Origin of the sequence: Pseudomonas qingdaonensis, assembly GCF_018398475.1 — a bacterium.
GTDB classification, from domain to species: domain Bacteria; phylum Pseudomonadota; class Gammaproteobacteria; order Pseudomonadales; family Pseudomonadaceae; genus Aquipseudomonas; species Aquipseudomonas palmensis.
Window position 1 is genome coordinate 1,765,715 of sequence record NZ_CP074676.1, and the last position, 10,907, is coordinate 1,776,621.

General features: G+C 62.6%; 10 protein-coding genes. All 10 read left to right on the plus strand.

Going from position 1 to position 10,907, the window contains the following annotated elements; all coding sequences use genetic code 11:
* Positions 1-5: 5 nt before the first annotated feature.
* Positions 6-710 carry a flagellar hook assembly protein FlgD gene (gene flgD, locus KH389_RS08290; RefSeq protein ID WP_043861783.1) on the plus strand — a complete coding sequence of 235 codons (705 nt, stop codon included), beginning with the start codon at positions 6-8 and terminating at the stop codon, positions 708-710.
* A gap of 31 nt (positions 711-741) precedes the next feature.
* A complete protein-coding gene (flgE, locus tag KH389_RS08295) occupies positions 742-2,103 on the plus strand; it encodes a flagellar hook protein FlgE (protein ID WP_043861784.1) in 1,362 nt (453 codons plus the stop codon).
* Between the two features lie 72 nt (positions 2,104-2,175).
* Positions 2,176-2,367 (plus strand): hypothetical protein, encoded by a 192-nt coding sequence (locus KH389_RS08300; protein WP_043861785.1) that lies wholly within the window; start codon positions 2,176-2,178, stop codon positions 2,365-2,367.
* 192 nt (positions 2,368-2,559) lie between these two features.
* Positions 2,560-3,300 (plus strand): flagellar basal body rod protein FlgF, encoded by a 741-nt coding sequence (locus KH389_RS08305; RefSeq protein WP_043861786.1) that lies wholly within the window; start codon positions 2,560-2,562, stop codon positions 3,298-3,300.
* Positions 3,301-3,345: 45 nt separating this feature from the next.
* Positions 3,346-4,131, plus strand: a complete 786-nt coding sequence (gene flgG / locus KH389_RS08310) for a flagellar basal-body rod protein FlgG (RefSeq protein WP_043861787.1) — start codon at positions 3,346-3,348, stop codon at positions 4,129-4,131.
* 53 nt (positions 4,132-4,184) lie between these two features.
* Positions 4,185-4,880 (plus strand): flagellar basal body L-ring protein FlgH, encoded by a 696-nt coding sequence (flgH, locus tag KH389_RS08315; RefSeq protein ID WP_043861788.1) that lies wholly within the window; start codon positions 4,185-4,187, stop codon positions 4,878-4,880.
* Between the two features lie 12 nt (positions 4,881-4,892).
* Entirely contained in the window at positions 4,893-6,002 is a 1,110-nt protein-coding gene (locus KH389_RS08320; protein ID WP_054915656.1) for a flagellar basal body P-ring protein FlgI, read from the plus strand.
* Positions 6,003-6,012: 10 nt separating this feature from the next.
* Positions 6,013-7,218: a flagellar assembly peptidoglycan hydrolase FlgJ gene (flgJ, locus tag KH389_RS08325; protein ID WP_043861789.1), complete on the plus strand. Its 1,206-nt coding sequence runs from the start codon at positions 6,013-6,015 to the stop codon at positions 7,216-7,218.
* A 10-nt stretch (positions 7,219-7,228) separates the two neighbouring features.
* Positions 7,229-9,268 (plus strand): flagellar hook-associated protein FlgK, encoded by a 2,040-nt coding sequence (gene flgK, locus KH389_RS08330; RefSeq protein ID WP_213607206.1) that lies wholly within the window; start codon positions 7,229-7,231, stop codon positions 9,266-9,268.
* A 13-nt stretch (positions 9,269-9,281) separates the two neighbouring features.
* Positions 9,282-10,865, plus strand: a complete 1,584-nt coding sequence (locus KH389_RS08335) for a flagellar hook-associated protein 3 (protein ID WP_213607207.1) — start codon at positions 9,282-9,284, stop codon at positions 10,863-10,865.
* The last annotated feature ends 42 nt before the right edge of the window (positions 10,866-10,907 follow it).

The following is a 10,907-nucleotide window of genomic DNA, read 5'->3' on the forward strand; positions in this document are numbered from 1 at the left end:
TTTTTATGGCTGATGTAAACCTGAACGACGTCATTTCCAATTCCGGCGTCAAGAAGTCCAGCAATACGAACGCGGCAAGCGGCCTGGGCGGCAAGACCGCCAACGGCCAGACCCTGGGCAAGGACGCGTTCCTTCAGCTGCTGGTTACCCAGATGCAGCACCAGAACCCGCTCGACCCCCAGGACAACAGCGAGTTCGTGGCCCAGCTGGCGCAGTTCTCCAGCCTCGAAGGCATCACCTCGCTGAACGATTCGGTCAACGCCATCACGGGGGCCATGGGGTCCTCGCAGGCGCTGCAGGCCTCCGGGCTGGTCGGTCGCTCGGTGATCACCCAGGCCGACAAGGCCGTGGTCGACACCACCAAGAGCTTCACTGGCCAGGTGGTGGTCCCGCAGTCGATCACTTCGGGCACTGTCACTGTCACCGACAAGGACGGCAAGACCATCAAGACCATCGACCTGGGCGAGCAGAAGGCCGGCAATGCCGACTTCATCTGGGACGGTACCAACGAGAAGGGCGAAAAGGTCGACCCGGGTACCTACACCTTCACGGCCAAGACCACCGTCGATGGCAAGTCGGCCGAGATGTACACCCTGCTGCCGGCCACCGTCAGCAGCGTCACCATCAGTCAGACCGGCGGCGAGCTGATGCTCAACCTCGCTGGCCTGGGCAGCGTTGCGCTGTCCAAAGTCCAAACTATCGGTATATAGAGCCGGCTAACGCGGCACAAGGAGTGGAAAGATGTCTTTCAATATCGGCCTTAGCGGTCTCTATGCAGCCAACAAGCAACTGGCTGTCACCGGCAACAACATCGCCAACGTTTCGACCACCGGCTTCAAGGCCTCGCGCGCCGAGTTCGCCGATGTGTACTCGGCCAGCAAACTGGGCGTGGGCAGCAAGACCGTCGGCAACGGGGTGCGTCTGGCTGCAGTCTCCCAGCAGTTCGGTCAGGGTGACATCAACAACACCGGCAACGTACTGGACATGGGTATCCAGGGCCAGGGCTACTTCGTCCTGAGCGACAACGGCTCGCTGAGCTACACCCGTTCCGGTGCGTTCCAGACCAACAAGGACAACTACGTGGTGACCTCGGACGGTATCCGTCTGCAAGGTTACGCGGCCGACGTCAACGGCAAGATCATCAAGGGCGTGCTGACCGACCTGAAGATCGACACCTCCGCGCTGGCGCCAAAGACCACCACGCTGATCGATCAGGGCATCAACCTGAACTCCTCGGCGCCGTCGATCCCGCTGCAGGTACTGGATGACAGCACGCCGCCGGTGCTGGTGGACAACAAGACGTTCGACCCTTCGGACGAGAGCACCTACACCAAATCGTTCCCGACCAAGATCTACGACAGTCAGGGCAACGAGCACACGATGGAGCAGTTCTATCGCAAGACCGGTGACAACCAGTGGACCACCTACACGCTGGTCGATGGTCGCAACCCGTTCGACCCTGCCAGCACCAAGCCACTGTCCGGCACCATCAGCTTCAATCCTGATGGCAGTGTCAAGGCCATGACTGCCGACAATACCGGTCACCCGGCGGGCTCCGAATTCACCGTGGTCAACAACAACTTCACCATGAAAGGCTGGGTGCCGGCGTCCTACGACAAGGCCACCGACAAGTGGGCATCCAACGGTTCGGCCGGCAATGCCGACGGCATCCGTATGAACATGACCAGCACCACGTCGTACAACACCGACACTGCCCGCATGTCCCAGGCGCAGGACGGCTATGCCACCGGCATCCTGTCCAGCCTGAGCATCGACTCCACCGGTGTGATGTTCGCCAGCTTCAGCAACCAGCAGTCCCGCGCCATCGGCCAGGTCGCGATTGCCAGCTTCGCCAACGAGCAGGGCCTGGAGCAGCTGGGTGGTACCCGCTGGAAAGAGACCTACGCCTCGGGCATCCCGGGCATCGACACGCCGAAGACCGGTACCCTGGGTTCGATCGAGTCCAACGCACTGGAAGCGTCCAACGTCAACCTGACCATGGAGCTGGTCGAGCTGATCAAGGCGCAGAGCAACTTCCAGGCGAACTCCAAGACCATCTCTACCGAAAGCACCATCATGCAGACCATCATCCAGATGACCTGATGATCGCCTGATGGAATGAGCATGGACGAACCCCTTTCTCGGAAGGGGTTCGTTGTTTCGGAGGCAGTAGAAATGAAGTGCGCACTCGCAATCGTGGGCTTCGCCTTGCTGGTGGTGGCTGTGCAGGTCGGCGCCGACATGGCCGCCTGGTATCGCTGGGAAAGCCAGGCCGATGGCCGGCTCGTCTGTTCGCAGGTTTCGCCGGGCGAGGGCTGGCGTCGGTTTGCCGGGCCTTTCAACAATGGCGCTTGCCGTGACAACTGAGGTTTGCCGCTAGCGGCAAGCTGGCGCCGTATTTTCGACGGTGCATCGCACGCGCAGGCGCTGGCCTGTGCTCCAGCCCCCGCATTGACGGGGCTTTACCCCTGTTTTGCAGAGTTGGTTTGAAACTTGCTTGAGTGACCGGCAAAGCAGCGGTGAACGGCAAGTGTTCGCCAGCGCAGCGGAGGATGATCTGTGGACAAGATGCTTTACGTGGCCATGACCGGTGCCAGCCAGAACGCACTGGCGCAACGGGCGCATGCCAACAACCTGGCGAACATTTCCACCAGCGGCTTTCAGCGCGACCTGGAGCAGGCGCGCTCGATGCCGGTGTTTGGTGACAGCTTTCCGGCGCGTGCCTATGCCATGACCGAACGTCCTGCCACCGATTTCAGCCCCGGTGCCATGCAGGAGACCGGCCGCGACCTGGACATCGCCATTGGTGGCGACGGCTTCATCGCCGTGCAGGCCCCGGATGGCAGCGAAGCCTACGTGCGTACCGCCAGCCTCAACATCGATGCCCTGGGCGTGCTGCGCGCGGGCAACGGCATGCCGGTGATGGGCAATGGTGGCCCGATTGCCGTGCCGCCCGAGCAGAAGGTCGAGATCGGCCAGGACGGCACCATCAGCATTCGCGCCATGGGTGAAGGCCCGCGGGTGATGGCCGAGGTCGATCGCATCAAGCTGGTCAACCCCGACGTCAAGACCCTCAACAAGGGCCTGGACGGCATGATCCACACCAAGAGCGGCCAGCCTGCCGATGCCGATGCCAACGTGCAGGTGGTGTCCGGTTTCCTGGAAGCCAGCAACGTCAACGCCGTCGAGGAAATGACCTCGGTGCTGGCGCTGTCCCGTCAATTCGAACTGCACGTCAAGATGATGACCACGGCCAAGGAAGGCGACGAAGCCATGGCTCGGGTTTTGCAAATCGGCTAATTACACAGACGTAGCGCCGTAAAACAGGCGCACGAGGAGAACAGCATGCTTCCGGCTCTTTGGGTCAGTAAAACCGGTTTGTCCGCCCAGGACACCAACCTGACCACCATTTCCAACAACCTGGCCAACGTCTCGACCACCGGCTTCAAGCGTGATCGTGCCGAGTTCCAGGACCTGCTCTACCAGATCAAGCGCCAGCCAGGTGCACAGTCGACCCAGGACAGCGAGCTGCCATCGGGTCTGCAGGTGGGTACTGGTGTGCGCATCGTCGGCACCCAGAAAAACTTCAGCACCGGCAGCCTGCAAACCACCGAGAACCCGCTGGACATGGCCATCAACGGTCGCGGCTTCTTCCAGGTACTGCAGCCAGACGGCACCGTTTCGTACAGCCGTGACGGTACCTTCCACCTGAACTCCGATGGCCAGGTGGTCACCGCCAACGGTTTCGCCCTCGAGCCTGCCGTGGTCGTGCCGCCAGACGCGCAGACCTTCACCGTGGGCCAGGACGGCACCGTATCGATCACCACCGCCGGCAACCCGGCCGCGCAGATCATCGGCAACATCCAGACCGCCGACTTCATCAACCCGGCCGGCCTGCAGGCCATGGGCAACAACCTGTTCCTGGAAACCGCCGCCAGCGGTGCGCCGCAGATCGGCACGCCGGGCCTGAACGGCTTCGGTACCACCCTGCAGCAGACCCTGGAAAACTCCAACGTCAGCACCGTGGAAGAGCTGGTCAACATGATCACCACCCAACGTGCCTACGAGATGAACTCCAAGGTGATTTCCACCGCCGACCAGATGCTCTCGTTCGTTACCCAGAACCTGTAAGTGAAGCCCCAGGGGCGCTGATGCGGCGCCTGTTACACCGTGAGGTCAGAGTCATGAGCCGTTTGTTGTCCGTATTCGCCCTGGGTGGGGTGGTGTTGCTGGCCGGTTGCGTCGCGCCGACGCCAAAGCCCAACGACCCGTACTACGCGCCTGTGTTGCCGCGTACACCCCTGCCTGCAGCGGCCAACAACGGCTCCATCTACCAGGCCGGTTTCGAGCAGAACCTGTACAGCGACCGCAAGGCGTTCCGGGTGGGCGACATCATCACCATCACGCTCAACGAGCGTACCCAGGCGAGCAAGAACGCCAACTCGCAGATCGCCAAGAACAGCAAGGCCGAGCTTGGCCTGACCTCGCTGTTCGGTGCCGGGGTCAACACCAACAATCCGTTTGGCGACGGTGACCTGAGCCTCAGCGCCGGCTACAGCGGCGACCGCGCCACCAAGGGCGACAGCAAGGCGGCCCAGGGCAATACCCTGACCGGTTCGATCACCGTCACCGTGGCCGACGTGCTGCCCAACGGCATCATCGCGGTACGCGGCGAGAAGTGGATGACCCTCAACACCGGCGACGAGCTGGTGCGTATTGCCGGCATGGTACGCGCCGACGACATCGCCACCGACAACACCGTGCCGTCGACCCGGGTCGCCGATGCGCGCATCACCTATTCGGGCACCGGCTCGTTTGCCGATGCCAGCCAGCCCGGTTGGCTGGACCGCTTCTTCATCAGCCCGCTTTGGCCTTTCTAGGTTCGGATGATCATGTTCAACATCAAGCAGCTGATTGCCGCGACTGTCCTGTTGTCCACCGCGTTCGGCGTACATGCCGAGCGCCTCAAGGACATCGCCAGCATTTCCGGCGTGCGTACCAACCAGTTGATCGGCTACGGCCTGGTGGTGGGGCTCAACGGCACGGGTGACCAGACTACCCAGACCCCGTTCACCCTGCAGACCTTCAACAACATGCTCTCGCAGTTCGGTATCAAGGTGCCGCCGGGCTCGGGCAACGTGCAACTGAAAAACGTCGCGGCAGTGTCGGTGCACGCCGACCTGCCGGCGTTCGCCAAGCCGGGCCAGGTGGTGGACATCACCGTGTCGTCCATCGGCAACTCCAAGAGCCTGCGCGGCGGCAGCCTGCTGATGACCCCGCTCAAGGGTATCGACGGCAACGTCTACGCCATTGCCCAGGGCAACCTGGTGGTGGGCGGCTTCGATGCCGAGGGCCGTGATGGTTCCAAGATCACCGTCAACGTGCCATCGGCCGGGCGTATTCCGGGCGGTGCATCGGTAGAGCGCTCGGTGCCGAGCGGCTTCAACCAGGGCAACAGCCTGACCCTGAACCTCAATCGCCCCGACTTCACCACCGCCAAGCGTATCGTCGACAAGGTCAACGAACTGCTCGGCCCGGGTGTGGCCCAGGCGCTGGATGGTGGCTCGGTGCGCGTCACCGCGCCCCTGGACCCGAGCCAGCGCGTCGACTACCTGTCGATCCTGGAGAATCTCGAGATCGACCCCGGCCAGGCAGTGGCCAAGGTCATCATCAACTCGCGTACCGGTACCATCGTGATCGGCCAGAACGTCAAGGTATCGCCAGCGGCGGTCACCCACGGCAGCCTGACCGTGACCATCACCGAAGACCCGATCGTCAGCCAGCCCGGCCCGTTCTCCAATGGCGAGACGGCAGTGGTGCCGCGCTCGCGGGTCAACGCCGAGCAGGAAGCCAAGCCGATGTTCAAGTTCGGGCCGGGCACCACGCTCGACGAGATCGTACGTGCGGTCAACCAGGTGGGCGCGGCCCCCGGTGACCTGATGGCGATTCTCGAAGCCCTCAAACAGGCCGGCGCGCTGCAAGCCGACCTGATCGTGATCTGAGGGGCTGGTCATGGATATGCCTAAAAGCGGCATCAGTGCCGCCGACAGTGGTGCCTACACCGACCTCAACCGCCTCAACTCGCTCAAGGTGGGTGATCGCGACAGCGACGCCAACCTGCGCAAGGTCGCCCAGGAATTCGAGTCGCTGTTCCTCAACGAGATGCTTAAGTCGATGCGCTCGGCCAGCGATGTGCTGGCCAAGGACAACCCGCTCAATACCGAAACCACCAAGCAGTACCAGCAGATGTACGACCAGCAGCTGGCGGTGAGCATGTCCCGCGAGGGCGGCGGCATCGGCCTGCAGGATGTGCTGATGCGCCAGCTGTCCAAGCAGAAGGCCACCAACGCTGCAGCGGCGGCCAGCAGCCCGTTCCCGCGGGTCGATCTGCAGCAGCGCAGCCTGTGGGCGACCAAGGTGGCCGAGCCACTGCGTGATGCCGCCAGCACCAGCCACCGCAACGACATGGCGGCGCTCAATTCGCGGCGCCTGGCATTGCCCGGCAAGCTCACCGATCGCCTGCTGGCCGGTATCGTGCCGTCGGCAGATGGAACGCCAGCCACCACCAATACCGCCGCGTTGCCGCAGCGCACCACGGCCATGACCGATGCGCTGGTCAAGGGCGACTGGGCCCCGGCCCAGACTTTTGCCGCGCCGGGCTCGATGCGTATCTACGGACGTGCCGTGGCGCAGCCGCCACTGGCCCCGGCCAAGCGCGCGTTCGATTCCAGCGACGAGTTCGTTACCACCATGCTGCCGATGGCCGAGCAGGCCGCCAAGCGTATCGGCATCGACCCGCGGTACCTGGTGGCACAGGCCGCCCTGGAAACCGGCTGGGGCAAATCGGTGATGCGCCAGGCCGATGGCAGCAGCAGCCACAACCTGTTCGGCATCAAGGCCACCGGCAACTGGAAAGGCGATCAGGCACGTGCGATCACCAGCGAGTTCCGTGACGGGCAGTTCGTCAAGGAAACCGCTGCGTTCCGTTCCTATGACTCCTACCAGGACAGCTTCCACGACCTGGTGAGCCTGTTGCAAAACAATGCTCGCTATAAAGATGCGGTAAATGCGGCCGATAAGCCTGAACAGTTTGTGCGAGAGCTGCAGAAGGCCGGGTATGCAACCGATCCGGACTACGCCAGCAAGATCTCGCAGATCGCAAAACAGATGAAGTCGTACGAGAGCTACGCAGCTGTCGCTACTACAACGAAACTATAAGGTTTGAATTATGGCGAGTTTGATCAATATCGGCTTATCCGGTGCCAGCGCTGCCCAATCGGGCATGCACACCACGGGTAACAACATCGCTAACGTCGATACCGCTGGTTACTCGCGCCAGCAGAACATTCAAAACTCCAAGAGTTCGATCCGCGAAGGCCAGGTGTTCATCGGCACCGGCACCACGCTGGCCGATGTGCGCCGCGTGTACAACAACTTCCTGGAAAACCAGCTGCGTACCACCAACTCGCTGAGCAGCGAGGCCAACGCCTTTCTCGACCAGGTCAGCCCCACCGACAAGCTGCTGTCGGACAAGGACACCGGTATCACCGGCGCCCTGCAGAGCTTCTTCACCGCCCTGCAGAGCGCTGGCGCCAAGCCGACCGAAGACGCCTCGCGCCAGTTGCTGCTGACCAGCGCCCAGGCACTGAGCAAGCGCTTCAACACCATCGCCGCGCAGCTCAACCAGCAGAACACCAACATCAACGGCAACCTGTCGTCGATGGCCACCCAGGTCAACAACCTGACGGCCACCATTGCCAACTACAACGACCAGATCTCCCGCGTGTCGTCATTGCAGGGCAGCCCCAACGACCTGCTCGACAAGCGCAACGAAGCGGTGCGCCAGCTCAGCAACCTGGTGGGCGTGGATGTGGTCGAGCGCGAGGGCAACCTCGACGTGTACCTCAAGAACGGCCAGTCGCTGGTGCTCGGCAAGACCACCAACACCCTCGAGACGGTGAACAGCCCGACCGACCCGACGCGTTCCAACCTGGTGCTCAACCGCGGCACCACCAAGATCGATATCACCAACAGCGTCAGCGGTGGCGAGATCGGCGGCCTGATCACCTACCGCAATGACGTGCTGGAACCGGCGCTCAACGAACTCGGCCGTGTGGCCCTGGTGGTGGCCGACCGGATCAACAGCCAGCTGGCGCAAGGTATCGACAAGAACGGTGACTTCGGCGCGACCCTGTTCAACGATATCAACAACGCCACCATGATGGCTCAGCGCAGCATCGCCAAGGCGGGCAACAACGCCGCCACCGGCAGCCTTAACGTCAACATCAAGGACACCGGCAAGCTGACCACCAGCGACTACCAGGTGACCTTTACCGACGACAACAACTACACCGTCACCCGGCTCCCGGGTGGCACTGCAGTGGGCTCCTACAAGCTGGACGAGACGCCACCGCCGGTGATCGACGGTTTCACCCTGGAAATGAACGGTGGCCTGCCCAGCAAGGGCGACTCGTTCAAGATCACCCCGACCCGCGGCGCCGCGGGCAGCCTCGACACCGTGCTCACCGACCCCAAGCGCATCGCGCTGGCGGCGCCGCTGACCGGCACCAGCGGTGCAGGCAACCAGGGCACCGGCATCATCGGTCAGCCCAACCTGACTTCGATGATCGACATCTACGACTCGGCCCAGCGCACCGAGCTGCAGAACGGCCTGAAGTACTCGACGCCGGTCAAGCTGGTGTTCGGTGATGAAAGCACCAACCCGCAGACCTACAAGATCCACAACGCCCAGGGCGATGAAATCGGCAGCGGTACTATCATTCCGGGCCAGGAAAACAAGCTGCAGATCAACGTGCCGATGGTCGATGCCAGCGGCAACCCGGTGGGTACGCCACAAAAGAACATCACCTTTGAAATGACCGTGGCCGGTTCGCCCAAGCAGGGCGACAACTACACGGTGGGCATGACCGGTGCCGGCTCTGCCGACAACCGCAACGGCCAGGCGGTGATCGATCTGCAGACCAAGGCCACCGTCGACGTCGGCCCCAACGGCAAGGGCATCAGCCTGACCGATGCCTACGGCAAGCTGGTGGAGAACGTCGGCGGCAAGGCGGCCCAGGCCAAGCTCGATACCGAGGCAACCGGCGCCCTGCAGAAGTCTGCGGTAGCCGCCAGCGCTTCGGTGTCCGGCGTCGACCTGGACGAAGAAACCGGCAACCTGATCAAGTTCCAGCAGTACTACACGGCCTCCTCGCAGATCATCAAGATCGCGCAGGAAATTTTCACCACGCTGATCAACAGCCTTTAAGGAGTCGTAGATCGTGCGCATTTCCACCGCCCAGTTCTACCAGACCAGCACCTCCAACTATCAGGCTAACTTCGCCAAGGCCGTGGAGTCCCAGCAGCAGGCCAGTGACCAGTTGCGCGTACGTACCGCCGCGGACGACCCGGTCGGTGCCGCGCGCCTGCTGCAACTGGAACAGCAGAACAACCTGATCACCCAGTACAGTGGCAACATCTCCAGTGCACGCTCCAGCCTGGGCACCTCCGAGGCCACCCTCAACAGCATCACCAATGTGCTGTCGCGGGTGAAGGAGCTGGCGATCGGCGCCGGCAGCGGCAACATGACCGACAACGATCGCAAGGCCAACGAGCAGGAGTTGTCGCAGCTCGAAGAGCAACTGTTCAGTCTGATGAACAGCCGCGACGAGAACGGCAAGTACATCTTCTCGGGTTCGCGTGGTGACACCCAGCCGTTCGAACGCAATGCCGATGGCACCTACTCGTACAAGGGCGACCAGAGCACCACCAACCTGCAGGTCGGTGACATGCTCAGCGTGGCCACCAACGAGACCGGCTACGACGTGTTCCAGAAGGCGCTAAACACCAGCCGCAGCCAGACCACCATGACCGCGCCTGCCAACCCGGCCGACGTGCGTGTCAACCTGTCCAATGGCCAGGTCTCCGGCAGCTCGACCTATAACGACCTGTTCCGCAGCGGCGAGCCGTACAAGATCGAGTTCGTCAGCGCCACCGAATTCAAGATCACCGACGTCAACAACGTCGACCGTACCCTGGAAGCCACCAATGGCGGGGTCTTCAACCCGAAGGGCGGCAACACCACCATCAATTTCCGCGGCGTCGACATCCGCATGGAAGTCGGCCTGCAGGGCAACGAATTGACCGACCCCACCGCCGCTGACGACGCGGTGCGCGGGCACGAGTTCACCCTCGCTTCCAAGCCCGACGAAATCACCGGCACCCGCAGCCCCGGCAACGTGTCGCCCGACGGCCAGCTCAGCGGCCTGTCGATCGCGGACAAGGCAAAATACGACGCTGCGTTCCCCGGTGGCGGTGCGATCGTCAAGTTCACCAGCGACACCACGTTCGATGTCTATGCGCAGCCGATGACTGCCGACAGCCGTCCTGTGGGCAGCGGTGATACCACCGTCAGCCCGACCCGTGTGGCCGGCGTCGACTTCACCTTCACTGGTACTCCGAAAGATGGCGACCAGTACTCGGTGCAGGTCAACAACCACCAGAACCAGAACGTGCTCGACACCATCCATCAGTTGCGTACCGCGCTGCTGACACCTGTCGACAACGATCCGACAGCCCGCCGCAACTTCCTCGCGTCGATGGACTCGGCTATCTCCAACCTGGCCAGCGCAGCGGACAAGATCGCCGAATCCATCAGCTCCATCGGTGGACGCGGTGCGGCACTGGATGTGCAGGCAGAAACCAACGAAGCCTTGCAGTCGGCCAACACCATCACGCAGAACTCGATCCGCAACGCCGACCCTGCCGAGACGATGATCCGTCTCACGCTTCAGCAGAACATGCTGCAAGCCTCGCAACTGGCCTTCAGCAAGCTGGCCGCGCTCGGGCTGTTCAACCGGCTCTGATTGACCCTTTTCTGCAGTACCCACCCGGGGGCGCTCAGTCGC